The sequence below is a fragment of the Heterorhizobium halophytocola genome (assembly GCF_017873095.1).
GTDB classification, from domain to species: Bacteria; Pseudomonadota; Alphaproteobacteria; order Rhizobiales; family Rhizobiaceae; genus Allorhizobium; species Allorhizobium halophytocola.
Genome location: NZ_JAGGJU010000009.1, coordinates 62,565 through 86,741, shown reverse-complemented (window position 1 = coordinate 86,741; position 24,177 = coordinate 62,565). Strand labels below are relative to the sequence as shown.

Genomic DNA, 24,177 nt, shown 5'->3' with positions numbered 1-24,177 from the left:
GACCACCTATGACCCATGCATTAATTTCAGAACCCGTTGCCGACCCGGCGACGCGGCGTGGCATTGTCGGCTGGATGTTCTTCGACTGGGCAGCCCAGCCGTTTTTCACGGTGGTCACCACCTTCATCTTCGGTCCCTATTTCGTTTCGCGGATGACGGACGACCCGGTGTCGGCGCAGGCGACCTGGAGCAATGCGGCCACGATTGCCGGCATCATCATCGCGATCCTCTCGCCGGTGCTCGGCTCGATTGCCGACCAGTCGGGCAATCGCAAGCCGTGGATCGGTTTCTTCGCGGTGATCAAGATCGTCAGCCTGTGTGCGCTGTGGACCGCGGCACCGGGCTCGCCGGTGCTCTATCCGGTGATCTTCTTCATCCTCGCCTCGATCGCCGCCGAATTTTCCATCGTCTTCAATGATTCGATGATGCCGCGGCTGGTCAGTCCGCAAAATGTCGGGCAGGTCTCCAACACCGCCTGGGGGCTCGGCTATCTCGGCGGCATGATCGTGCTGATCGCGGTCGTGCTGTTCATCGCCGGAAGTCCGCAGACCGGCAAGACGCTGCTCGGCGGCACGCCGCTGTTGGGGCTCGATCCGGCGACGGGCGAGGATGCGCGCATCACCGGGCCGATTTCGGCCGTCTGGTACCTGATCTTCATCCTGCCGATGTTCGTCTTCACCCCCGATGCGCCGCGCGGCATGCCGCTGAAGGCGGCCATCTCCGGCGGGCTTCGCGAGTTGCGGTTCACCCTCGGCGAGTTGAAGCACAAGCCGGGGCTTACCCGCTTCCTGGTCGGCCGGATGATCTACCAGGACGGGGTCAACGGCCTGCTGATCCTCGGCGGCGTCTTTGCGGCTGCGATGTTCGGCTGGTCGACGATGGAGATCGGGATCTACGGCATCATCCTGAACGTCGTCGCGATCCTCGGCTGCATCATCGCCGGCCGGGTGGATACGCGGATCGGCTCGAAGGGGACGATCCTCGTCAGCCTGAGCATGCTGCTTGTCGCAACGCTCGGCATCATCTCGACCGGTCCGGGCTTTACCCTGTTCGGTCTCTTAAGCTTCGATATGGTGACGGCCGGCGGCGGGCTGTTCTCCACCCCGGCGGAGAAGGCCTATATCCTCTTCGGCATCCTGGTCGGTCTCGCCTTCGGCCCGGTGCAGGCCTCGTCGCGCTCCTACCTGGCGCGCAGCATCCACAAGGACGAGGCAGGGCGCTATTTCGGCATCTACGCGCTCTCGGGACGGGCGACGAGCTTCATGGCCACCCTCTCCTTCTCCACGCTCACCTATCTGAGCGGTTCGGCGCGACTCGGCATGGCGAGCATGCTGCTGTTTCTGGGCGTCGGTCTGGCGATCCTGGTGACGACGCCCTATCCGGCAGCGGATCCGAAAAAGCCTGCCCATGGCTGAGCCACGGGCAGGCGATATTTGCTGAGCATCAATGGCGGAAGTGGCGAATGCCGGTGAACACCATGGCGACGCCATGTTCGTCGGCAGCGTCGATCACGTCCTGGTCGCGCATCGAGCCGCCCGGCTGGATGACCGCCGTGGCACCGGCGGCGATCGCCGCCAGCAGCCCGTCGGCAAACGGATAGAAGGCTTCCGACGCCACCGCCGAACCGCGCGTCAGCGGATCCTTCAGCCCCATGGACTTGGCCGCATCCTCCGCCTTCATCGCGGCGATACGGGCCGAATCGACACGGCTCATCTGGCCCGCACCGATGCCGGCGGTCTGGCCGTCCTTGGCGTAGATCACCGCGTTCGACTTGACGTGCTTGGCGATCTTGAAGGCGAACTTCATGTCCTCGAGCTCGGACGCCGTCGGCGCCCGCTTGGTGACGACCTTCAGCTCGAGATCCTCGACGACGACATTGTCGCGCGACTGGACCAGCAGACCGCCCGACACGGTCTTGGCGGTCAGCCCGGCGGCGCGCGCATCCGGCAGGCCGGGCGCCTTCAGCAGGCGCAGGTTCTTCTTGGTGGCGATGATCGCGGCGGCTTCCGGCGTGACGTCGGGGGCGATGATCACCTCGGTAAACAGCTTGACGATCTCTTCGGCCGTTGCCGCATCCAGCGTCTGGTTGAGCGCGATGATGCCGCCGAAGGCCGAGACGCTGTCGCAGGCCAGCGCCCTACCATAGGCCTCGACCAGCGTCGCGCCGGTGGCAACGCCGCAGGGATTGGCATGCTTGATGATCGCGCAGGCCGGGCCGTTTTCGGGCAGGAACTCGGCGACCAGCTCATAGGCGGCGTCGGTGTCGTTGATGTTGTTGTAGGAGAGCTGCTTGCCCTGCAGCAGTTCGGCATTGGCGACACCCGGACGCGGATCGCCGTTCACGTAGAAGCCGGCGCTCTGGTGCGGGTTTTCGCCATAGCGCATCTTCTCCCGCAGCTTGCCGCCGAGGGCGCGGTAGTCCGGCGTGTCGATCGACAGGGCCTCGGCCATCCAGTTGGAAATGATCGAATCATAGGCGGCGGTGCGGGCAAAGGCCTTGGCCGCCATGCGCTGGCGATAGGCATAGGGCGTGGCGCCGTCGTTTTCGCCGAGCACCGCAAGCAGGCCGTCATAGTCGGACGGATCGGTGAGGACGGTGACATAGGCGTGGTTCTTGGCAGAAGCGCGGATCATCGCCGGGCCGCCGATGTCGATATTTTCGACGGTGGTCGGATAGTCGCCGCCGGCGGCGCGGACTTCCTCGAAGGGATAGAGGTTGATGACGGCCAGATCGATCGCCTCGATGCCGTGTTCGGCCATCGCCGCCTGGTGCTCGGCATCGTCGCGGATCGACAGCAGGCCGCCATGGACATTGGGATGCAGCGTCTTGACCCGGCCATCCATGATCTCCGGAAAGCCGGTGATCTCGGACACATCGGTGACCGGCAAGCCGGCGGCCGCAATCGCCTTGTGGGTGCCGCCGGTGGACAGCAGCCTGACACCCCTGTCGTTCAGCGCGCGGGCGAGGTCGACGACGCCGGCCTTGTCGGACACCGACAGCAGCGCGGTCTTGAGGGCGACCTGATCGGGGATGGGGGTTTTCTTGGAAACGACGGCCATGGAAGCTTCTCCGCTCTGAATTCGGCTGGGCGCGGGCAATGCCACTTTGCGCATGTCCCTCGCCCGGAACCGGTTTGCGGCTCGGCAGACCAGGGACATGCATCAGTCGGCTGAGCGCGTAGCACAGCTGGAAAGAAGAGGAAACGGCAAGGACGATCTGTTTTCGCCGGAAAGACCGGATGAGAGGGCTTAGGCGTGGTGGTGGGTCAGCGACCAGACGACTTCGGGGCCGTCGAAATGCAGTTCGATCTGCTCGGAATGGCGCACACCGGCGGGATCGGCAAAGAAGATGTCCTCGCCGACACCGGCCTTGCCGGCAATGGTGTTGAAGATCCAGCATTCGCCGTTCGCGGCCTCGAGCCTCAGCGTGTTCTCGTCGATCTGGGTGAGGGTGATCGCCGGGTGCACGTGGAACCTGGCAATCGCCGGGTCCGGATAGATGCCGTTGGCAAGCTCGCCGTCCGGCAGCACGATACGGTCGCGGCCGAGCAGCCTGGAGCCATCGGCGCTCAGGCGGATCTGCCGCTCGTGCAGCACGCCGAAGCGGCCGAGATAGCCGTTATGGCTGGCCGTCAACCGATCGCTGGTCTCCGGGCCGACGTCCCGGGTCAGATCCACCTTCGTCACGCCGTCGGTGAAGATCGGCCCCAGAAACGGGGAGCGCGAGATGCGGCACGAGGCGCGGTCGGCCATGCCGACGGTGGAATGCGCCGCCGTCTCGCGCGCCAGCTGGCGAAAGCGATTGCCGGCAAAGCGCGGCGCGCCCGAATTGACGATGAAACGGTTTCGCCCGGAGGACAGCTCGAAGGACAGACAGCCGGCATGACCATTGCGCGACAGGTCGGCACTGTCGAAAAAGCCGGTGTCGACGATGACGGTCGTCTCGCCGGCCGAGAGCCGCTGGAACTGGCTGTGCGGCAGCGCCTTGAACGGCTGGCCGGCGGTCTCGTCGTAGCGCAGCACCGCCATCAGGTCGTTGGCAAGCACCGAGGTGGCGCCGTTGAACAGCGCCAGATCGCCATCGGCATGGCGGAAGAAGCGCAGAGCCGGATAGATGCGGTCGATCGCCGGAATGAGCTTCGGCGGCACGTCATGGCCGAGATTGATATAGGTCTGGCGCAGCGGCAGGAGGTCGAACAGCAGTTCGAGCAGCACCTGCGGATTGCGCGACACATGCCCGCCATCGGGCAGGATCTGGCGGTCGAGTTCCCGGTCGAGCGCGCGGCCCGCGGCGCGCATGGTGCCGGCGCTGCATTCCATCGAGACGGAGGCCATGGCAATCGCGATGCGGGCCCGCAGCCGCGGCAGGCCATCAGGGGCCGTCTGCGCGGCCTGGCGCAGAAACCGCACCTGCTGGTTGAGACTGGTCAGATAGCGGCGGTAGAAACCGGCCGATGCCGAATGCAGCACGATCGGCGAATGACAGAGCCAGGCGATCAGCCGCTGGGCGGCGACGTCGAGATCCCAGGAGACGCCGCTCCTGCGCCGGCCGTGGCGGGTGATCCAGTCGTCGATGACCGTGCGCGCCTTGGCGCAGTTTTCCTCGGACTTGTTGCCGCGCAGATGGCGCAGCCAGGAGAACGAATGCAGCCGGACGGCGAAAAGTTCGGAGGGCAGGGGGAGCGCGAAGGGCGAGAAATCGCCGGCCTCGACGACGCGCCCGGCCAGCAGATAGCGGCCGAACAGCATTTCGTCGGCGACGAAGCCGTCGATGGCCCGAAGATCGGTCGGCGCGACGAGCAGACGTGCACTGCTCCTGCGGGCCACCACAGGCCTCATCGCAAGCCGACGATAAGATCTTCGCCAGATCTCCCGCAGGTAGAGCCCAATCAACTGCCCATGCTCCTCAAACGGCGATCGTCACGACGGCGGCGGGATGGCGGCTGAACGTCCAGTCTGCCCGAACCGAAGGCGAATGCCGCATATCGCTTACACGCCGGCGGTCTTGGAAAAAGCCCGCGCGACAACCCCCAATTCACCATTCATTAGTGAATTAGATTAAAATTTTACAAACTTCTTTGAAGGACGCAGGCGTAAAATCCGTCCATGCCGCCGACACTTTCGCCCTCGGGAGCGATCATGTCGGGCGTGGTGCGGAACTCGCCCTTGTCGGTGATGGCCGCTTCGAGCCCCGGCCATGCGGCCCTGTCGATGGCGCGCCGCTGCAGATCGGGCCGTTCGCCCAGAAGGGTTTCCACCAGTTGCTCGCCTTCCAGCGGATCCAGCGAGCAGTTGGAAAAGACGATCAGACCACCCGGCCTGACCAGCGCCGCGGCATGGCGCAGCAGCCGGGCCTGCACGCCAGCGAGCTTGGCGATATCGGCCGGTCCCTTGGTCCACAGCACGTCCGGATGGCGCCTGATCGTGCCGGTCGACGAGCAGGGCGCATCGAGCAGCACGGCATCGAAGGCCTCGGACGGGTCGAGCGTCAGCAGGTCGGCATTGCGCAGTTCCAGCCGGTCGCCGTCAAGGCCGAGGCGCGCCAGATTGGCGCTTAGCCGCTTCAGCCGGTTGACCGACTGTTCGACGGCCGTGACTTCGGCACCGGCAAGCACCAGTTGCGCGGTCTTGCCGCCCGGTGCGGCACAGAGATCGGCAACGCGCAGGCCGTCGATCACCCCGAACAGCCGCGCCGGCAGCGAAGCCGCCGCATCCTGGACCCACCAGGCACCATCCTCGAAGCCCTCGAGTTCCGGGATTGCGCCGGAAAAGGCGGCCAGGCGGACACTGCCGGTCGGCAGGACCCGGCCGTTCAGCCGGGCGGCCCAGCCTTCGGCGTCGGATGTCACCGTCAGATCGATCGCCGCCGGCACAAGCTGCGCCTCGGCGATCTTGCGGGCGCGCTCGGCGCCATAGATCTCGACCAGACGCTGCAGGAACCAGTCGGGCACGCAAGCGATGTCGTTGACCGTCTCGAGCAGCGCCGGCTTCTCGCGCGAAATCCGACGCAGCAGGGCATTGACAAGCTTGGAAAAGCGCCGGTTGCGCGGATCGCGATTGGCAAGCTCGACGCCGAGATCGACGGCGGAACGGTCGGGAATGTCGAGATAGAGGATCTGGCAGGCGCCGACGACCAGCAGATGATGCAGCGAGCGGGCACCCTCCGGCAGCGGCGATTGCAGCAGCGAGCCGAGGATCGCCTCGATGCGCGGCAGATAACGCAGCGCCGTCTGCAGGATGGCCCGGACAAGCGCACGGTCGGCGACGGGAAGGGCGGTGAAGGCCGGATTGCCGCCCTCGGGATCGAGCAGGCCGTCGAGCGAGGTCTTGCGATCGACGACCGCGCCAAGCAGCTTGACGGCCGCGGCGCGCGTCTCCAGGCCCGGCTTGTCGGCCAGCGATCTGTTCGAAGCGGTCGAGATGTCACCGGCCGCGGGATGCTTCGAGCGGCCGGATTTGGATTTTTGGTGTTTGGCGTCGTTCAAGACCAGGGACCTTTGGGTGGCGGCGGATCGCTGCGCCCCCATTTGGTGATCGGGACGCTGCGCGCGGTTGCGGCCCGATTAGCAGCTGGCTGCCGGTAGGTCGACCCGAATTCGCCGCTTTGCGCCATCTGCTGCAGGGCGGCGATGCGATTGCCGGTATCCGGGTGCGTCGAGAACAGGTTGTCCATCCGCTGCCCGCTCAAGGGATTGATGATGAACATATGGGCCGTGGCCGGATGACGTTCGGCGTCCTCGTTGGGCCGGTGGGCTGCCTCGCCGGCGATCTTGGCCAGCGCCGAGGCGAGCGACAGCGGCTTGCCGCAGATCTCGGCACCGCGGCGGTCGGCAGCATATTCGCGGGTGCGGCTGATCGCCATCTGCACCAGCATGGCCGCAAGCGGCGCGACGATCATCGCCACGATCACCCCGATGAAGCCGAACGGATTGTCCCGGTCGCGATTGCCGCCGAAGAGGAAGCCGAAATTGGCCAGCATCGAGATCGCGCCGGCAAGCGTCGCGGTGATGGTCATCGTCAGCGTGTCGTGGTTCTCGACATGGGCGAGTTCATGCGCCATGACGCCGGCGACCTCGTCCGCGGTCAGCCGCTGCAACAGGCCGGTTGAGGCGGCAACGGCGGCGTTTTGCGGATTGCGGCCGGTGGCAAAGGCGTTGGGCTGGTCGCTCTGGAAGACATAGACCTTCGGCATCGGCAGACCGGCATTGCGCGTGAGATCGCGCACGATGCGGAAGAATTCCGGCGCATTGCGCTCGTCGACCTCCTGCGCATGGTAGGCGGACAGCACCATCTTGTCGGAGTTCCAGTAGGAAAAGAAGTTCATTCCGGCGGCCACCACCAGCGCGATCAGCATGCCGGCCTGTCCGCCGATCATGTAGCCGACCCCCATGAACAGGGCCGTCATGAAGGCGAGCAGCATCGCAGTACGCATCAGGTTCATTGCGGTCTCCTGTTGGCCGATCGGTTTTGAAGGCTTGGTCGGCGCCGAATTCTCCCCTAGATGTAAAGATCAGAAGACAAGATTCAATATTTCGGGATCGGAAGGTCATGAGCAGCAACGCCCAGAATGACAATGCAGCACCGCAAGCCGGCGTCGAGCGGCCCGCAAGGCCGCTGCCGGCCGCGGCAAAGCGCGCGCTGGCCGAGGCAGAGCAGCGTCGCCAGCAACAGGCGCAGGTCGAACCGCCGACCGAAATCGGCGGCCGGGGAGGGGCCGATCCCGCCCGCTACGGCGATTGGGAGATCAAGGGCCGCGCCATCGACTTCTAGGCGATTGCGGCCCCAGAAAATAAACCCATTGATTGCGCCAGGATTTCGGAATATATTCCTGTTCATGCGCAACCTGTCCCGAATCGCCCTGCTTGCCTGCCTGTTCACCGCCTCCGGCCTTGCCGGGCAGGCGGTGGCGGCGCAGCATATTTCCGGACCGGTGACGGCGACGATCATCCGCATTGTCGACGGCGACACGATGCTGGTGGATGCCGAGCCCTGGCCGCAGCAGATCATGCGCGTCTATGTGCGGTTGCGCGGCATCGATGCGCCGGAAAAACGGTCGAAATGCTCGGCGATGCGCGCCGCCGGGGCGAGGGCGCAGACCGCGCTGGCAGAGATGACCGCCGCATCCCCGACCATCACGTTGATCGACATTTCCGGCGACAAGTATTTTGGCCGCATCGTCGCCGACGTCGTGCTGAACGACGGGCAGGGGCTGTCGGACAAGCTGCTGCAGGCAGGTCTTGTCAGGCCCTATGACGGCGGGCGCAAGCTGAAACTGGCCTGCACGCTCTGACGGATTTGCCGATACCGACACGGATGGGGCCATGGAAAAGCCCGGCACGCGAGCGCCGGGCTGATGGCAGGTGCGTCTCGACGGCAGATCCGCTCAGGCGGCTTCCGCCTTGTTCTGCCGGTTGGCGATCAGATCGTCGACGACGGCCGGATCGGCAAGCGTCGACGTATCGCCGAGTGCGCCGAAATCGTCCTCGGCGATCTTGCGCAGGATGCGGCGCATGATCTTGCCGGACCGGGTCTTCGGCAGGCCCGGCGCGAACTGGATCTTGTCCGGCGAGGCGATCGGGCCGATCTCGTTGCGCACATGGCTGACCAGCGCCTTGCGCAGCTCCTCGGTGCCCTCCTTGCCGGCCATCAGCGTGACATAGCAATAGATGCCCTGCCCCTTGATCGGATGCGGATAGCCGACGACGGCGGCTTCCGAGACAAGATCGTGCGACACCAGCGCCGATTCGACCTCGGCGGTACCGAGCCGGTGGCCGGAGACGTTGAGCACGTCGTCGACGCGGCCGGTGATCCAGTAATAGCCGTCCTCGTCGCGGCGGCAGCCGTCCCCGGTGAAATATTTCCCCTTATAGGTGGAGAAATAGGTCTGGATGAAACGCTCGTGATCGCCGTAGACGGTGCGCATCTGGCCCGGCCAGCTGTCGGCGATGCACAGATTGCCGTCGGCCGCCCCTTCCAGCACATGGCCCTCGCTGTCGACCAGTTCCGGCTTGACGCCGAAGAAGGGACGGGTCGCCGATCCCGGCTTCAGGTCGGTGGCGCCGGGCAGCGGCGAAATCAGGATGCCGCCGGTTTCGGTCTGCCACCAGGTATCGACGATCGGGCAACGCTTGTCGCCGACGACGTTGTAATACCATTCCCAGGCCTCCGGGTTGATCGGCTCGCCGACCGAACCCAGCAGGCGCAGGCTGGAGCGCGAGGAGCGGGTGACGAACTCGTCGCCGGCGCCCATCAGGGCGCGAAGCGCCGTCGGCGCCGTGTAGAAGATCTCGACCTGATGCTTGTCGACGATTTCCCAGAACCGCCCCTGGTCGGGGAAATTCGGCACGCCCTCGAACATCAGCGTCGTCGCGCAATTGGCGAGCGGCCCGTAGACGATATAGGAATGGCCGGTAACCCAGCCGACATCGGCCGTGCACCAGTAGATCTCGCCCGGCTTGTAGTCGAAGACATATTCATGGGTCATCGAGGCATAGACGAGATAGCCGCCGGTGGTGTGCAGCACGCCCTTGGGCTTGCCGGTCGAACCGGAGGTATAGAGGATGAACAGCGGATCCTCCGCCTTCATCTTCACCGGCTCGCAATGCGGCTTAACGGTTGCGATCTCCTGGTGATACCAGAGGTCGCGGCCCGGCGCCCAATTGGTCTTGCCGCCGGTGCGGCGCACGACCAGAACCTTGTCGACATGGACGAACTGGCGCGCGGCGATGTGGATCGCCTTGTCGGTGTTTTCCTTCAGCGGGATCGGCTTGCCGCCGCGCACGCCCTCGTCGCAGGTGATGACGAAGGTGGACTGGCAATCGACGATGCGACCGGCCAGCGCCTCGGGCGAGAACCCGCCGAAGACCACCGAATGCACCGCGCCGATGCGCGCGCAGGCGAGCATGGCATAGCTCGCTTCCGGGATCATCGGCATGTAGATGGTGACCCGGTCGCCCTTCTTGACGCCCTGCTTTTTCAGCACATTGGCCAGGCGGCAGACCTGATCATAGAGCTGGTTATAGGTGATCTTCTTGTCGATATAGGGGTTGTCCCCCTCCCAGATGATCGCGGTGCGCTCGCCATGGGTTTTCAGGTGCCGGTCTATGCAGTTGTAGGAGACGTTGGTCAGGCCATCCTCGAACCACTTGATCGACACCTTGCCCTTGAACGACGTGTTCTTGACCTTGGTATAGGGCTTGAACCAGTCGATGCGCCGGCCATGCTTGTCCCAGAACTTGTCGGGATCCTCGATGCTTTCGTCATACCATTTCTGATAGCGGTCGTGATCGACCAGCGCCCGTGTTTTTGCAGCTTTGAGAACCGGATAGGTCTTGGCTGACATAGGCTCCTCCTCCTGAAACGCGTGTCCCCCGGGTTAAGTCGGAGATCCCTCCATCTCCACCGATATCCTATACATATCAAAATGCTGGCGCTCGGCAATTAGACGATGGTTATCGAGGCGTGAAAGAATTGCAATTTTGCTTCATTGCGATTATACAGGGCCGAATTTCCGGAAATTGTGGATACAACCCACGGCCCGCGACCACCGGCGCGGACGGACAAAAGGACTATTTTGATGGCTCAGACATTGCTCATGCCCAAGGCGACTGCCGTGTGGCTGGTTGACAATACCGCGCTGTCCTTCGACCAGATTGCCCAGTTCTGCAAACTGCATCCGCTCGAAGTGAAAGCGATCGCCGATGGCGAGGCGGCCCAGGGGATCAAGGGTCTCGACCCGATCTCGACGGGGCAGATTTCGCGCGACGAGATCAAGCGCGGCGAGGGCGATGTCAACTACAAGCTGAAGCTGTCCGAACCGAAGGTCCGCGTTCCCGAATCAAAGCGCCGCGGCCCGCGCTATACCCCGGTGTCGAAGCGTCAGGATCGCCCCAACGCCATTCTCTGGCTGGTGCGCAATCATCCGGAACTGAAGGACGCGCAGATTTCCCGCCTGGTCGGCACGACCAAGAGCACGATCGAGCAGATCCGCGACCGCAGCCACTGGAACTCGGCCAATCTGGCGCCGATGGACCCGGTGACTCTGGGCCTCTGCAGCCAGATCGATCTCGACATGGAAGTCGAAAAGGCATCCAAGGGTCGTCCGCTGCCGACCGCCGCCGAACTCGGCGCGACCCTGCAGGCCGCCAGCGAGACCGAATTCCTGCGCCAGGACGCCGAGGAGGAGGAAAAGGAAATCGACGCCAACGCCGTTTTCGCCAAGCTCCAGTCGCTGAAGTCGGATACGCCTGACGACGAGGACGACGACCGCTTCTAAGCGCATCGCATGTCTCTGTCGAATGCATCAAACCCGGTCGCAAGGCCGGGTTTTTTCGCATCCGCTCTGCTTCCCCGTCTCAGAATCCGGCTACCGATTTCCCCGATGGCGATATGCCGTGCGCGGCCAAGAGATCGGTGATCTCGGTGAGGATGGCCGGGTCGTCGATCGTCGCCGGCATGGTCCAGGGCAGGCCGTCGGCGATTTTCTGCATGGTGCCGCGCAGGATCTTGCCCGAGCGGGTCTTGGGCAGTCTCTGCACCTCGACCACCGTCTTCAGCGCGGCAACGGCGCCGATCTCGTCGCGCACCAGCTGCATGATCTCCCGGCGGATATCGCCGAAATCCCGATCGACCCGGTTCTTCAGCACGAGGAAGCTGCAGGGGATCTGGCCCTTGATCGGATCGGCGATGCCGATGACGGCGCATTCGGCCACATCCGGATGCATGGCGCAGACCTCCTCCATCGCCCCGGTCGACAGCCTGTGGCCGGCGCAATTGATGATGTCGTCGGTTCTCGCCATGACGTGGACATAACCGTCCTCATCGATAATGCCCGCATCGGCGGTCTTGTAGTAGCCGGGAAATTCGTCGAGACAGGCCTGCCGGAACCGTTGGTCGGCATTCCAGAAGGTGGTCAGGCAACCCGGCGGCAGGGGCAGTCTGATGACGATATTGCCGAGCGTGCCGGGCGCGACGGGATGGCCCGCATCGTCCAGGATCGCCAGCCGGTAGCCCGGCATCGGCACGGTCGGGGAGCCGTATTTCTGCGGCAGCAGGCCGAGCCCCAGGGGATTGGCGGCGATCGCCCAGCCGGTTTCGGTCTGCCACCAGTGATCGATGACCGGAACATTCAGGTGGGTTTCGGCCCATCGGATCGTTTCCGGATCGGCGCGCTCGCCGGCAAGAAACAGCGCCTGCAGCGAGGAAATGTCGTGTTCGCCGACATGATCGCCATTCGGGTCTTCCTTGCGGATCGCCCGAAAGGCGGTCGGCGCGGTGAACAGGGCTTTGACACCGTGTTCGGCAATCACCCGCCAGAAGGTGCCGGCATTCGGCGTGCCGACCGGCTTGCCTTCGAAGATCAGGGTCGCGCTGCCGGCCAGCAGCGGCGCATAGACGATATAGGAATGGCCGACCACCCAGCCGATATCGGAGGCGGCCCAGAAGAGCTCGCCGGGCCGGATGCCGTAGATCGCCTGCATTGACCAGGTCAGCGCCACCATATGGCCGCCATTGTCCCGGACGACGCCCTTCGGCTGCCCGGTCGTGCCGGAGGTATAGAGGATATAGAGCGGATCGGTGGCGGCAACCGGCACGCAGTCGACGATCGTGGCCTGCGCACGCTGCTGATCGAGGGCGGCACCCAGATCGACATCGCCGAACGTCGCGTTGAGGGTCGCCGGCATCTGTTCGCGCTGCAGGATGAAGCTGTAAGCCGGCTTGGTATCCGCCAGATCGATTGCGTGATCGATCAACGGCTTGTAGGGCACGATCCGGCCGGGCTCCAGGCCGCAACTGGCGCCGATGATGGCCCGGGCCTGGCAATCGTCGATACGGGTCGCCAGCTCGTGGGCTGCAAATCCGCCGAAGACGACGGAATGAACGGCCCCGATGCGGGCACAGGCGAGCATGGCAAACACCGCTTGCGGGATCATCGGCATGTAGATGATCACCCGGTCGCCCTTTTCGATGCCATGGTCAATCAGGACCGCGGCCATGGCCATGACCTCGGTCAGCGTCTCCCGATAGGTGAAACGCTGTTTCCCATGGCCGAGAGGGCTGTCATGGACGATCGCCAGTTCGTCGCCGCGCCCCGCTTCCACGTGGCGGTCGATGCAGTTGTAGCAGGTATTGGTTTCGCCTCCGGCAAACCAGCGGCCATAGACCGCGGCGTCGGCATCGAAAATCCGCGTCGGCTTCCGATACCAGTGCAGGTGTTGCGCGGCCTCCTCCCAGAAAGCCTCCGGATCGTCCTCCCACCGGCGATAGCATTTTTCATAGCCACCCGACATGTCACCCTCCCAAGTACACGCAGCGCTGCTTCGGGGACCATGATAGGGGCGAAGACCGGGAAGGGGAAGGGCTACGAAAGCGCAACCCTGCCGAGCCGGACCTAGAGAGCGGTGGGCAGCGATGCTGCCGTCAGCGGGCGCCGAAAATCGCCGAGCCGACGCGCACGCTGGTCGCACCGAAGGCAATGGCCGTGTCGAAATCGCCGGACATGCCCATCGACAGCCGCTCGACACCGGATGCCGCCGCAAGCTTGGCCAGCAGGGCGAAATAGGGACCGGGGTTCTCGTCGGCCGGCGGAATGCACATCAGTCCCTCGACGTCGAGTTTCAGGTCCTGGCGGCAGAAGGCGACGAAATCCCTGGTATCGCTGGGCGAAATGCCGGCCTTTTGCGGCTCGAGCCCGATATTGACCTGGACATAGAAGCGCAGGCGGCGGGCCTGGCGCTCGGCTTCGGCGGCAAGGGCGCGGGCGATCTTCTCTCGGTCCACGGTCTCGATGACGTCGAACAGCGCCACGGCGTCCGACGCCTTGTTGGATTGCAGGGGGCCGATCAGATGCAATTCGAGGTCGGGGGTCTCGGCGCGCAGATCCGGCCATTTGCCCTGCGCTTCCTGGACACGGTTTTCGCCAAAAATGCGCTGTCCCATGGCGATCACCGGCCGGATCGCATCCGCGTCGAAGGTCTTGGACACCGCAACCAGCGTCACCGCCCCGGCCGCGCGGCCGGCGTCCTGCTCCGCCTTGCTGATTCGCTGCCTGATGTCTGCCAACCGTTCTTCGACTGTCATGTCACCTGTACCATTCTGTCTCGCCGCAAAGCTGCCCGGTTGAAGGGGCAAGGATCCGGCTTGTCTGTCGCGCGCATAAAATCCGGTTGCGGGCGGCTTGTCAAAAGCCTGGTGCAGACGGCCCGCAAGCCGCCAAAACTTGACGCTCAGGCGGTTTCATGGTGAAGGTCACCACCAAATTTCCACTGATTTCCGGAACAGTACCGATATGAGCAGCGAACGCTACAATCCGCGCGAAGTCGAGCCCCGCTGGCAGGCGAAATGGGCCGAGGCGAATGTCTTCACCACCGACAATGCCGATCCGCGCGAGAAATACTACGTGCTTGAGATGTTTCCCTATCCGTCGGGACGCATCCATATGGGCCATGTTCGCAACTATGCTCTCGGCGATGTGCTCGCCCGCTACAAGCGCGCCCGCGGCTTCAACGTGCTGCATCCGATGGGCTGGGACGCCTTCGGCATGCCGGCGGAAAACGCCGCGATGCAGAACAAGGTGCATCCGAAGGAATGGACCTACCAGAACATCGCCACCATGCGGACCCAGCTGAAATCGATGGGCCTGTCGCTCGACTGGTCGCGCGAATTCGCCACCTGCGATGTCGAATACTACCATCAGCAGCAGTCGCTGTTCCTCGACATGATGGAAAAGGGGCTTGTCTACCGCAAGCAGTCGAAGGTGAACTGGGACCCGGTCGACCATACGGTGCTGGCCAACGAGCAGGTGATCGACGGCCGCGGTTGGCGCTCCGGCGCGCTGGTGGAGCAGCGCGAGCTGACCCAGTGGTTCTTCAAGATCACCGCCTTCAGCCAGGAACTGCTCGACGCGCTGGACACGCTCGACCAGTGGCCGGAAAAGGTCCGGCTGATGCAGAAGAACTGGATCGGCCGCTCGGAAGGCCTGGCGCTGCGCTTCGAACTCGTCGGGCAGGGCGCGCCCGAGGGCTTCGATGACCTCACCGTCTACACCACGCGGCCCGACACCTTGTTCGGCGCGTCGTTCATGGCGATCGCGGCCGACCATCCGCTGGCCAAGGCGGTGGCTGAAACGAACGCCGACATCGCAGCCTTTGCCGACGAATGCCGCCGCGCGGGCACCTCGCTTGCAGCGCTGGAGACGGCCGAAAAGAAGGGCATGGACACGGGCGTGCGCGTGAAACATCCCTTCGATCCCAGCTGGGAACTGCCTGTCTATATCGCCAATTTCGTGCTGATGGACTATGGTACCGGGGCGATCTTCGGCTGCCCGGCCGGCGACCAGCGCGACCTCGACTTCGCCCGCAAATATGGCCTGCCGGTGGTCCCGGTGGTGATGCCCGCCGACGGCAATGCCGAGACCTTCAGCATCGGCGACACGGCCTTTGACGGCGACGGCGTGATGATCAATTCGCGCTTCCTCGACGGCATGACCAACACCGAGGCCTTCGACGCGGTGATCGACAAGCTGTCGGCAGCAACGCTCGGCAATGCGCCGCAGGCCGAGCGCAAGGTCAATTTCCGCCTGCGCGACTGGGGTGTTTCACGCCAGCGCTACTGGGGTTGCCCGATCCCGGTGATCCATTGCGACGACTGCGGCGTGGTGCCGGTGCCCAAGGCCGACCTGCCGGTGCAGCTGCCCGAAGACGTGACCTTCGACGTGCCCGGCAATCCGCTCGACCGGCATGCGACCTGGCGCCATGTCGCCTGCCCGCATTGCGGCAAGGATGCGCGGCGTGAAACCGATACGATGGACACCTTCGTCGATTCCAGCTGGTACTATACCCGCTTCACCACACCGCACGAGAACCGTCCGACCGACCCGGCGGTCGCCAATCGCTGGCTGCCGGTGGACCAGTATATCGGCGGCATCGAGCACGCGATCCTGCATTTGCTCTATTCGCGCTTCTTCACCCGCGCCATGCGCGAGACCGGCCATCTGGACGCGAGCGAGCCGTTCAAGGGCCTGTTTACCCAGGGCATGGTGGTGCACGAGACCTACAAGCTCGGCAGCGGCGCCAATGGCCAGTGGGTGGCGCCGGCCGACATTGCCATCGAGGACGTCGACGGCGTGCGCAGCGCCCGGATGATTTCGACCGGCGAGCCGGTGAGCATCGGCTCGATCGAGAAGATGTCGAAATCGAAGAAGAACGTCGTCGATCCCGATGACATCATTGCCTCCTACGGTGCCGACACGGCCCGGTTCTTCGTGCTGTCGGATTCGCCGCCGGAACGCGACGTGATCTGGTCGGAGGCCGGCGCCGAGGGTGCGCATCGCTTCGTCCAGCGCATCTGGCGGCTGGTGACGGAAGCGGCGCCGAAACTGCGCGACGCCAAGGCCGTGCCTGCGCAGGACGGCGAGGGCCTTGCCATCTCGCAGGCCGCCCACAAGGCGCTGAAGGCGATCGGCGAGGACTATGAGAAGTTTGCCTACAACAAGGCCGTCGCCCGGCTCTATGAGCTCGTCAACCTGATCGCCCAGCCGCTGGGCAAGGTTGCGGCCGGCACGGGCGATGCAACGCTGTTGCCCGCCGCACGCGATGCGGTCGAGATCCTGCTGCATCTGATCGCCCCAATGGCGCCGCATCTGGCGGAAGAGTGCTGGCAGCTGATCGGGCAGGATGGACTCATTGCGCAAGCGAAATGGCCTGTCTTCGATGCGGCACTGGTGGTCGAAAACGACATGCTACTGCCCATCCAGATCAACGGAAAGAAGCGTGCCGAATTGACAATCGCCCGCGAGGCCACGAAGAATGAGGTCGAAGCGGCGGTGCTGGCACTGGATGCCGTCCAGACCGCGCTCAACGGTCAATCGCCGAAGAAAATCATCGTCGTACCGCAAAGGATCGTCAACATTGTCATCTAGTTCGCTTGACCGTCCTGCCCGTCGCGCCTTTCTCGGGCTGATCTTCGCCTCGGCCGCCCTGATGGGCAGCTGCCAGGTGCGTCCGCTGCTCGACCAGTCGTCCGGGACCGCCCAGAAGCTGGCAGCGATCGCCTATTCGCCGGCAAAGGATCGCGTGTCGCAGGAAGTGCGCAACCGCCTGATCTTCCTGACGGCCGGCGGCGAGGGCGAACCGGCAAATCCCGAATATATCGTGGACCTGTCGGTGAAATCCCAGTCGATCGGCGTGCTGCTCGACCAGTCGTCGGACGATCCCTCGGCCGGTCGCATTGTGGTGAACGCCGATTACAGCCTGAAGCGGGCGAGCGACGGCATGGTGCTGCGGGTCGGACATCGCCAGTCGGTGGCGCTGGCCGACTTTTCCAAGCAGGAATTCGCCAAGCTGCGCGCGGTGCGCGATGGCGAGGATCGCGCCGCCCGGCAGGTGGCCGAGCTCATACGCGCCGATCTGGCGACCTTTCTTGGCCGCTGATCGCGACGGCAGGAGTGCCGCTGCATGACTGAAGTTAAAGGCTATGAATTCGACGCATCGCCGGCGAAATTCGCCAAGAGCCACAGGATCTTCCTGTTTTGCGGGCCCGACCGCGGGCTCGTCTCCGAGCGGGCCGGGGAAGTGGCCAAGCACACCGGCATAGCGCTGGATGATCCGTTTGCCGTCGTCAGGCTCGATGCCGGCGACCTGCAGGGCGATCCCGGCCGGTTGCTGGACGAGACCCAGTCCATGGGCCTATTCGGCGGCGACAGGCTCGTCTGGCTGCGCGGGTCCGGCAGCGAAAAGGCGCTGGTCGACGGCCTCAACCTGATTGCCGCCAATCCCTCGGACAATTGCTATGTGATCATCGAGGCCGGCGAATTGCGCAAGGCGGCCGGTGCGCGAAAGCCGGCCGAAACCTCCCGCAATATAGCGCTGGTGGTCTGCTATGCCGACGACACGCGGGCGATGAATGGGCTGATCGATGCGGAGTTTGCCGCCGCCGGCCAGCGATTGACGCCGGATGCGCGCGAATTCCTGCTTGCGTCGCTCGGCGGCGACCGGATTGCCTCGCGCAACGAATTGCGCAAGCTCTCGCTCTATTGCCTGAACGAGCAGCAGATCGACCTGGAGCATGTGATGGCGATCATCGGCGATGCGAGCGCGATATCGGTCGACGAGGCTGTTGATGCCGTGCTGTCGGGCCGCAGGGACGAATTCCTGCACGCGGCGCAAAAGATCCTGGCCTCGAAGACGTCGGTTTTCCTGCTGCTGCAGGCCTGCCTGCGGCAGTTTCAGCAGATGGATGCCATGCGGGCGCATATGGAGACGGAGAAGCAACAGGTCGGCCAGGTGATGCAGACGCTAGGGCGCGGCATTCACTTCAAGCGCAAGCCGCTGATCGAAAGGGCGCTGCGTGCGTGGAACGCCGAGGATCTCGCCCGCGAAACGACAAGGATTGGCAATGCCATCTTTCAGACCCGCCAGCGACCGGTGATGGAAGAAAATATCGCCCTGCAGACATTGCTTGCGACCACCCTGCAATCGGCGCGGCGCCTCGCCCAGTAACCTGTTCCGCGAGACGAACCTGCATGCTCTTTAGCCGGCTAAATCAGGCGCGACCCTCGAGCAGCCGGCAAATTTCCTCCAGCTGTTCCAAGGACTTGTAGGTAATCCGCAGCTGGCCGCCATCGCCCTTGTGGTTGACGGTGACTGCGAGGCCGAGATGATCCGACAGGCTGCGCTCCAGCGCCAGCGTATCGGAATCCTTTTCCGCCCGGCTGGCATTGGTCGGCAGGTTGACGCCGCGGATATCATTTTGCGCCAGCCGCTCCGCATCGCGCACGGACAGGCCCTTGGAGACAATCGTTTTCGCCAGGCCGATCGGATCGCTGGTCGACACAAGGCTGCGGGCATGGCCGGCAGACAGGCTGCCTTCCGCAAGCATGGTCTTGACGTCATCGGGCAGCTTCAACAGCCGCAGGCTGTTGGCCACGTGGCTGCGGCTCTTGCCGATGACCTCGCCGAGATCGTTCTGGGTATAGCTGTATTCGGCGATCAGCTGGTCATAGCCCAGCGCCTCTTCCAGAGGATTGAGATCGGCACGCTGGACATTCTCGACAATCGCCAGCTCAAGCGCGGTGCGATCATCGACATCACGAACGATCACCGGAATTTCCGTCAGACCGGCGAGCTGTGCCGCGCGCCAACGACGTTCACCGGCAATAATCTCGAAACGATCGTTCGCAACTGTTCGCACGACGACAGGCTGCACGATACCGTGCTGGCGCAGCGACGTGGCCAATTCCTGCAATTCGTCTTCATTGAAATAGCGCCGCGGGTTACGCGGGTTGCGCGACACGAATTCGATCGGGATCTGACGGTCGGCGGTAACAGGGGCGGCCGGTGCGGCCCCGCCTGCAACTGGCTGATCCATTTCGCCGATCAGAGCCGCCAAACCACGGCCAAGTCTACGTCGGGATTGATCGTCACTCATTTTCAGAACTCACGCTTCTAGTCGGAAAGACGTCAGGCAGCGACGCGACGCTGCCGCTCACGCTGAATCACTTCGGACGCCAGCTGCAGATAGGCTTGGCTGCCCGCACATTTCAGATCGTAAAGAATGGCCGGCTTGCCATAGGACGGCGCCTCGGAAACGCGGACATTGCGCGGTATCAGGGTGTGATAAACCTTGTCGCCGAGATGGGTGCGCACGTCATTGACCACCTGCTGGGCCAAATTGTTGCGGCTGTCGAACATGGTCAGGACGATGCCCTGGATATCCAGCGTCGGATTGACGGTCTGGCGAACCTGATTGATCGTCTCCAACAGCTGACTCAAGCCTTCGAGTGCGAAAAACTCGCACTGGAGCGGCACAAGCACCGAGTGCGCGGCCGCCATGGCGTTCATCGTCAGCAGATTGAAGGACGGGGGGCAATCCAGTAGCACATAGGCATATGGCGCGGCGCTGGCGTCCGTCAGGGCCTTTTTCAGGCGAAATACCCGATCGGCCTGACTTGCGATCTCCATTTCGAGACCAAGCAGATCCAGCGTAGACGGTACGATGGAGAGATTCGGCACGGCGGTCGGCACGGCGGCCTCGCCGATCGTGCTCTCACCCACCAGGACGTCATAGGAGGACAGCTTGCGATCCTGGCGACCGATCCCGAGACCGGTGCTGGCATTGCCCTGCGGATCGAGATCGATGATCAGCACGCTTTCGCCGATGGCAGCCAGAGCGGTCGCCAGATTGATTGCGGTGGTCGTCTTGCCGACGCCGCCCTTCTGGTTTGCAATGGTGATGATACGATTATTGTAAGCCATGCCGCACCCAAGATGGTCAGATCTTACGCGTCAGGCCACCAATTTCCAGAACGACGGAATCGAGCTCGATGACGCTCTTATGTATTACCAGATCAAACTGCCAGTGGTCACGCGCTTTATCCAGTTCAGCGGCGTAATCCCGCCCTTTATGGAAGAGTGCGCGGGCCTTCGGCCTGTTTTCGAGCCAAGGGGCACTCAATTGCAACAGTGAATCCAGGGCGGCGAGCGCCCGCGCCGAGACAATGTCCGCCGGAAGGTTCCTGTCGGCAGCATCTTCGATGCGACAGGCGTTGACGCTCCCGCGCGCGCCGGTTTCCATCAGGGCGGTGCGGAGAAAGGCCGCCTTCTTGTGGTTGCTTTCGACGAGATTGATGAAGCCCTGCTCCTGATCGCAGAGCAGGATCGCTAGCACGACCCCGGGAAATCCGCCACCGCTACCCAGGTCCAACCAGTTTTTCGCACCTTTGCCCATCTTGAACAGTTGGGCGCTGTCCAAGATGTGGCGAGACCACAGATCCTCCCGGGTGGACGGCGCAATCAGATTGATCCGCCGCGACCATTTCTGGAAGATGTCAATGAAATGCTCGAGTTTTCCTCTTGTTTCACGTGAAACATGAAGGTCCAAAGAGTCATCCAGTCGCTGCATGCCGCTTATCCCGCCTTCGCAAGCGCGTGCTGACGCTTGATCAACCCCAGCACCAGAGAAACCGCCGCAGGCGTCACACCGTCGACGCGCGATAGCTGCGCCATATTCGCCGGTTGTGCCCGCTCAAGCTTCTGCTGGAGCTCGATCGACAGACCGGGCAGAGCACGATAATCGAAGCCTGGCGGAATTGTGCGTTGTTCTTCCCGCTGTACCGACTCGATGTCGTCGCGTTGCCTGTCGACATAGACGGCATAGCTGGCATCATTCTCAAGCGCTTCCGACACACCCGGCGCGATCGCTGTAAGTTCCGGCCATATCGCCTGCAGGCGCTTCAAATCGATATCGGGATAGGACAGCAGTTCCGATGCGCTCCGGCGTCGACCATCCTGGTTGACCGTCAGGCCCACCTGTCTGGCTTGTGCCGGCGTGATCTCCAGCGCCTGCAACAGCGCGCGTCCGTCGTCAAAACTGCGCTGATAGGCCTTGAAGCGAGCGGTACGCGCCGGGGAGGCGGCCCCAAGCGCGATCGCCAAGGGCGTGAGGCGTAGGTCGGCATTGTCCGCCCGCAATGTCAGGCGATATTCCGCGCGCGACGTGAACATCCGGTAGGGTTCCGTCACTCCACGGGACGTGAGATCGTCCAGCATGACGCCGATATAGGATTCGGTCCGGCTGAAGACCTGTGGTTCGCGCCCCTGCACCAAGAGGGCCGCATTGAAACCGGCGACCAGTCCCTGCGCTGCAGCCTCTTCATAGCCGGTCGTCCCATTGATCTGGCCGGCCAGAAACAGGCCCGTCTGCACCTTGCATTCCAGCGTCGGGTGAAGCTGCATAGGATCAACATAGTCGTATTCTATAGCATAGCCGAACTGCTTGATGTCGACCCGTTCCAGCCCAGGAATAGAGTGGATGAACCGGGTCTGGACGTCTTCCGGCAGCGAGGTGGAAATGCCGTTGGGATAGACCGTGCTGTCCTCAAGTCCTTCCGGCTCCAGGAAAATCTGGTGACCGTCCCGGTCGCCGAACCGCTGGATCTTGTCTTCGATCGACGGGCAATAGCGCGGGCCCACGCCCTTGATCTGGCCGCTATACATCGCAGACCGCAGGATATTGTCACGAATGATCCGGTGGCTTTCAGGGGTTGTCCGGGTGATGCCGCAGTCGATCTGTCGATTGGTGATGCGATCCGTCATGAACGAGAAGGGCACGGGCAGCTCATCCGCGCTCTGGCGGTCAAGACCGGCCCAGTCGATCGTCGTGCCGTCCAGCCGGGCCGGCGTGCCGGTCTTCAGACGGCCGAGCCGCAATCCAAGCCGCTCCAGCGTTCCACTCAAACCAAGCGACGGATCCTCGCCGACACGCCCTGCCGGAATCGTTTTGTCCCCGATATGAATGAGTCCATTGAGAAAGGTGCCGGTGGTCAGCACCACGGCCCGTGCCTGCAGCGCCCGGCCATCCTTCAAGACGACGCCGCGAACCACTCCCTCCGTAATGGTCAGATCGAATGCCTCACCCTCGACGATCGACAGCGATTCGAATTCCGCCAAGGCATCCTGAACCGCTTTCAGGTAGAGCGCGCGATCGGCCTGGGTGCGGGGACCGCGCACGGCCGGGCCCTTTTTCCGGTTGAGCAGACGAAACTGGATGCCGCCCGCATCCGCGCAGCGTCCCATGATGCCGTCCAGGGCATCGATCTCGCGCACAAGATGACCCTTGCCAAGGCCACCAATGGCGGGATTGCAAGACATGGTGCCGATCGTGGCGCGCTTATGAGTCAGCAGCGCGGTCCTGGCGCCAAGCCGCGCGGACGCCGCCGCGGCTTCGGCACCGGCATGTCCACCGCCAATCACAATGACATCAAATTCCATTTTCACATCCTCACCGCGCCGTGCGGCACCCCCGTAACGGGCCTTGTTTCACGTGAGTCATTTCCCGACGCAGAATTCCGAGAAGATCGCGCCCAGAAGCATTTCGGTATCGATTCGACCTGTCAGCCGGCCCAGCCAGTCTGCGCTGCGCCGCAAAGCCTCCGCCCTGACTTCGAGCGGCGCAGTCGCCGACCGCAAGGCCTCATCCAGAGCCTCGACACAGGCACTCAGATGTTCCTGCTGGCGCAACCGACTTGGAATACTGACGGCGCCGTCCCCGACGCGGTCCTTAATCTCATTCGATATCAATGTCTTGATATCGCCCAGACCGAGATCGGCCTGCGTCGATATGACGGCATCATAGTCCTTCACGATGCCGGGGGCGAGATCCGCCTTGGTGCCGATTTTCCGTACCGGAACCGATACGGATGGCAGCTGGATATCCGCATCGCCGACAGCGCTCAGATGCAACACCAGATCCGCGTCCGCTATCTGTTGGGCGGCGCGTCTGACACCCTCCTGCTCGACGACATCCGACGCCTCGCGAATTCCGGCCGTGTCGTAGAGCTTAACCAGAAAGCCGTCAAGATCGAGATCGACGCTGAGCACGTCGCGCGTCGTGCCGGCATATTCCGTGACGATCGCCACATCGCGGCCCGCCAGTGCGTTCATCAGGCTCGATTTGCCGGCATTCGGCGGCCCCGTGATGACAACCTTGAACCCGTCGCGGATGATCTCACCGCGGGCGTAACCCTGCAGATGGCGCTTAATCTCGTGCGATAGCGCGCCCATGTCCGTCCAGATCGTGGCGGCCACCGAGTCTGGGATATCCTCCTCTTCGGAGAAATCGAATTCCGCTTCGATCATGGCGCGCGCGTGCAGCAGACGGTCGCGCCATCCCATATAGAGCGCCGACAGCGCGCCCCGGCTCTGCTCGGTGGCAAGACGGCGCTGCATCTCCGTCTCGGCCGCCAGCAGGTCCGCCAGTCCCTCGATTTCCACCAGGTCGAGCTTGCCGTTCTCGAAGGCACGCCGGGAAAATTCGCCGGCTTCGGCGAGGCGACAGCCAGAAAAAGCACCAAGCGTCTTCAGCAGCGCGGTGACAACGGCGCGCCCGCCATGGATCTGCAATTCGATGCAATCCTCACCGGTAAACGAATGCGGCCCGACAAAGGACAGGACCAGCCCGTGATCGAGCAATTCGCCGTTTCGGTCGCGAATCGAACGCAAGGCGGCCTGGCGTGGGGCCGGCACGTCGCCGGCCAGCCTGCGGCAGACCTCGAAGGCGGCCGGCCCACTGACGCGGATGACGGCCACGCCGGACGGCAATCCGCCGGAGGACAAAGCATAGATCGTGTCGCCTGCCGGCATAAGCCAAACCCTTCGTCAAGCACCGGCCGGAACAAAAAAG

The 24,177-nt window shown here is 63.6% G+C and carries 19 protein-coding genes; 7 read left to right on the top strand and 12 right to left on the bottom strand.

Annotation, left to right across the window (positions count from 1 at the left end):
* The first annotated feature begins 8 nt into the window (after nucleotides 1–8).
* Nucleotides 9–1,415, top strand: a complete 1,407-nt coding sequence (locus tag J2Z17_RS16455; RefSeq protein ID WP_245224168.1) for an MFS transporter — start codon at nucleotides 9–11, stop codon at nucleotides 1,413–1,415.
* Between the two features lie 28 nt (nucleotides 1,416–1,443).
* Here J2Z17_RS16455 and purH read toward each other — a convergent pair whose 3' ends face one another.
* From purH to htpX, 4 genes are all read right to left on the bottom strand, one after another.
* Nucleotides 1,444–3,060, bottom strand: coding sequence for a bifunctional phosphoribosylaminoimidazolecarboxamide formyltransferase/IMP cyclohydrolase (gene purH / locus J2Z17_RS16450; protein WP_209946723.1), 1,617 nt, complete (start codon nucleotides 3,058–3,060; stop codon nucleotides 1,444–1,446).
* Between the two features lie 189 nt (nucleotides 3,061–3,249).
* Entirely contained in the window at nucleotides 3,250–4,839 is a 1,590-nt protein-coding gene (locus J2Z17_RS16445; protein ID WP_209946722.1) for a heparinase II/III family protein, read from the bottom strand.
* 227 nt (nucleotides 4,840–5,066) lie between these two features.
* On the bottom strand, nucleotides 5,067–6,527 hold the full coding sequence (locus J2Z17_RS16440; RefSeq protein ID WP_209946721.1) for an RsmB/NOP family class I SAM-dependent RNA methyltransferase: 1,461 nt from the start codon (nucleotides 6,525–6,527) through the stop codon (nucleotides 5,067–5,069).
* Nucleotides 6,482–7,441 (bottom strand): zinc metalloprotease HtpX, encoded by a 960-nt coding sequence (htpX, locus tag J2Z17_RS16435; protein WP_209946720.1) that lies wholly within the window; start codon nucleotides 7,439–7,441, stop codon nucleotides 6,482–6,484. Before htpX ends, J2Z17_RS16440 begins: the two co-directional genes overlap by 46 nt.
* 107 nt (nucleotides 7,442–7,548) lie before the next feature.
* On the opposite strand from htpX, the gene J2Z17_RS16430 reads away from it, so the two are divergent.
* Together J2Z17_RS16430 and J2Z17_RS16425 are read left to right on the top strand one after the other, a co-directional pair.
* Nucleotides 7,549–7,770: a DUF1674 domain-containing protein gene (locus J2Z17_RS16430; protein WP_209946719.1), complete on the top strand. Its 222-nt coding sequence runs from the start codon at nucleotides 7,549–7,551 to the stop codon at nucleotides 7,768–7,770.
* A gap of 64 nt (nucleotides 7,771–7,834) precedes the next feature.
* On the top strand, nucleotides 7,835–8,290 hold the full coding sequence (locus J2Z17_RS16425) for a thermonuclease family protein (protein ID WP_209946718.1): 456 nt from the start codon (nucleotides 7,835–7,837) through the stop codon (nucleotides 8,288–8,290).
* 93 nt (nucleotides 8,291–8,383) lie between these two features.
* Here the strand turns inward: J2Z17_RS16425 and acs are convergent, their stop codons facing one another.
* On the bottom strand, nucleotides 8,384–10,342 hold the full coding sequence (acs, locus tag J2Z17_RS16420) for an acetate--CoA ligase (protein ID WP_209946717.1): 1,959 nt from the start codon (nucleotides 10,340–10,342) through the stop codon (nucleotides 8,384–8,386).
* Between the two features lie 234 nt (nucleotides 10,343–10,576).
* Between acs and J2Z17_RS16415 the strand changes: the two genes are divergently transcribed.
* On the top strand, nucleotides 10,577–11,275 hold the full coding sequence (locus J2Z17_RS16415) for a DUF1013 domain-containing protein (RefSeq protein ID WP_209946716.1): 699 nt from the start codon (nucleotides 10,577–10,579) through the stop codon (nucleotides 11,273–11,275).
* A gap of 79 nt (nucleotides 11,276–11,354) precedes the next feature.
* Here J2Z17_RS16415 and J2Z17_RS16410 read toward each other — a convergent pair whose 3' ends face one another.
* A complete protein-coding gene (locus tag J2Z17_RS16410) occupies nucleotides 11,355–13,289 on the bottom strand; it encodes a propionyl-CoA synthetase (protein ID WP_209946715.1) in 1,935 nt (644 codons plus the stop codon).
* A gap of 130 nt (nucleotides 13,290–13,419) precedes the next feature.
* Nucleotides 13,420–14,079, bottom strand: coding sequence for a YggS family pyridoxal phosphate-dependent enzyme (locus J2Z17_RS16405; RefSeq protein ID WP_209946714.1), 660 nt, complete (start codon nucleotides 14,077–14,079; stop codon nucleotides 13,420–13,422).
* 208 nt (nucleotides 14,080–14,287) lie between these two features.
* On the opposite strand from J2Z17_RS16405, the gene leuS reads away from it, so the two are divergent.
* The 3 genes from leuS to holA are packed head-to-tail and all read left to right on the top strand — an operon-like array spanning nucleotide 14,288 to nucleotide 18,497.
* Nucleotides 14,288–16,918 (top strand): leucine--tRNA ligase, encoded by a 2,631-nt coding sequence (gene leuS, locus J2Z17_RS16400; protein ID WP_209946713.1) that lies wholly within the window; start codon nucleotides 14,288–14,290, stop codon nucleotides 16,916–16,918.
* Entirely contained in the window at nucleotides 16,908–17,429 is a 522-nt protein-coding gene (locus J2Z17_RS16395; protein ID WP_245224166.1) for an LPS assembly lipoprotein LptE, read from the top strand. Before leuS ends, J2Z17_RS16395 begins: the two co-directional genes overlap by 11 nt.
* 24 nt (nucleotides 17,430–17,453) lie before the next feature.
* Complete coding sequence (holA, locus tag J2Z17_RS16390) at nucleotides 17,454–18,497, top strand: DNA polymerase III subunit delta (RefSeq protein WP_209946711.1); 1,044 nt, start codon at nucleotides 17,454–17,456, stop codon at nucleotides 18,495–18,497.
* 43 nt (nucleotides 18,498–18,540) lie between these two features.
* Here holA and J2Z17_RS16385 read toward each other — a convergent pair whose 3' ends face one another.
* From J2Z17_RS16385 to mnmE, 5 genes are read right to left on the bottom strand one after another with little or no spacing between them, the layout of a single operon-like run.
* A complete protein-coding gene (locus J2Z17_RS16385; protein WP_209946710.1) occupies nucleotides 18,541–19,425 on the bottom strand; it encodes a ParB/RepB/Spo0J family partition protein in 885 nt (294 codons plus the stop codon).
* Between the two features lie 32 nt (nucleotides 19,426–19,457).
* Nucleotides 19,458–20,252, bottom strand: a complete 795-nt coding sequence (locus J2Z17_RS16380) for a ParA family protein (RefSeq protein WP_209946709.1) — start codon at nucleotides 20,250–20,252, stop codon at nucleotides 19,458–19,460.
* Nucleotides 20,253–20,268: 16 nt separating this feature from the next.
* On the bottom strand, nucleotides 20,269–20,898 hold the full coding sequence (rsmG, locus tag J2Z17_RS16375; protein WP_209946708.1) for a 16S rRNA (guanine(527)-N(7))-methyltransferase RsmG: 630 nt from the start codon (nucleotides 20,896–20,898) through the stop codon (nucleotides 20,269–20,271).
* 5 nt (nucleotides 20,899–20,903) lie between these two features.
* Nucleotides 20,904–22,766 carry a tRNA uridine-5-carboxymethylaminomethyl(34) synthesis enzyme MnmG gene (gene mnmG / locus J2Z17_RS16370; protein WP_209946707.1) on the bottom strand — a complete coding sequence of 621 codons (1,863 nt, stop codon included), beginning with the start codon at nucleotides 22,764–22,766 and terminating at the stop codon, nucleotides 20,904–20,906.
* A 57-nt stretch (nucleotides 22,767–22,823) separates the two neighbouring features.
* Entirely contained in the window at nucleotides 22,824–24,137 is a 1,314-nt protein-coding gene (gene mnmE / locus J2Z17_RS16365; RefSeq protein WP_209946706.1) for a tRNA uridine-5-carboxymethylaminomethyl(34) synthesis GTPase MnmE, read from the bottom strand.
* Between the last annotated feature and the right edge of the window lie 40 nt (nucleotides 24,138–24,177).

What these genes read in the sequence shown, in the direction of transcription:
- purH (WP_209946723.1), bottom strand. Translation starts at nt 3,060, where the DNA reads ATGGCCGTCGTTTCCAAGAAAACCCCCATCCCCGATCAGGTCGCCCTC.
- J2Z17_RS16380 (WP_209946709.1), bottom strand. Translation starts at nt 20,252, where the DNA reads ATGGCTTACAATAATCGTATCATCACCATTGCAAACCAGAAGGGCGGC.
- J2Z17_RS16440 (WP_209946721.1), bottom strand. Translation starts at nt 6,527, where the DNA reads ATGGGGGCGCAGCGATCCGCCGCCACCCAAAGGTCCCTGGTCTTGAAC.
- mnmG (WP_209946707.1), bottom strand. Translation starts at nt 22,766, where the DNA reads ATGGAATTTGATGTCATTGTGATTGGCGGTGGACATGCCGGTGCCGAA.
- rsmG (WP_209946708.1), bottom strand. Translation starts at nt 20,898, where the DNA reads ATGCAGCGACTGGATGACTCTTTGGACCTTCATGTTTCACGTGAAACA.
- htpX (WP_209946720.1), bottom strand. Translation starts at nt 7,441, where the DNA reads ATGAACCTGATGCGTACTGCGATGCTGCTCGCCTTCATGACGGCCCTG.
- J2Z17_RS16430 (WP_209946719.1), top strand. Translation starts at nt 7,549, where the DNA reads ATGAGCAGCAACGCCCAGAATGACAATGCAGCACCGCAAGCCGGCGTC.
- J2Z17_RS16410 (WP_209946715.1), bottom strand. Translation starts at nt 13,289, where the DNA reads ATGTCGGGTGGCTATGAAAAATGCTATCGCCGGTGGGAGGACGATCCG.
- leuS (WP_209946713.1), top strand. Translation starts at nt 14,288, where the DNA reads ATGAGCAGCGAACGCTACAATCCGCGCGAAGTCGAGCCCCGCTGGCAG.
- J2Z17_RS16405 (WP_209946714.1), bottom strand. Translation starts at nt 14,079, where the DNA reads ATGACAGTCGAAGAACGGTTGGCAGACATCAGGCAGCGAATCAGCAAG.
- holA (WP_209946711.1), top strand. Translation starts at nt 17,454, where the DNA reads ATGACTGAAGTTAAAGGCTATGAATTCGACGCATCGCCGGCGAAATTC.
- acs (WP_209946717.1), bottom strand. Translation starts at nt 10,342, where the DNA reads ATGTCAGCCAAGACCTATCCGGTTCTCAAAGCTGCAAAAACACGGGCG.
- mnmE (WP_209946706.1), bottom strand. Translation starts at nt 24,137, where the DNA reads ATGCCGGCAGGCGACACGATCTATGCTTTGTCCTCCGGCGGATTGCCG.
- J2Z17_RS16425 (WP_209946718.1), top strand. Translation starts at nt 7,835, where the DNA reads ATGCGCAACCTGTCCCGAATCGCCCTGCTTGCCTGCCTGTTCACCGCC.
- J2Z17_RS16455 (WP_245224168.1), top strand. Translation starts at nt 9, where the DNA reads ATGACCCATGCATTAATTTCAGAACCCGTTGCCGACCCGGCGACGCGG.
- J2Z17_RS16445 (WP_209946722.1), bottom strand. Translation starts at nt 4,839, where the DNA reads ATGAGGCCTGTGGTGGCCCGCAGGAGCAGTGCACGTCTGCTCGTCGCG.
- J2Z17_RS16415 (WP_209946716.1), top strand. Translation starts at nt 10,577, where the DNA reads ATGGCTCAGACATTGCTCATGCCCAAGGCGACTGCCGTGTGGCTGGTT.
- J2Z17_RS16385 (WP_209946710.1), bottom strand. Translation starts at nt 19,425, where the DNA reads ATGAGTGACGATCAATCCCGACGTAGACTTGGCCGTGGTTTGGCGGCT.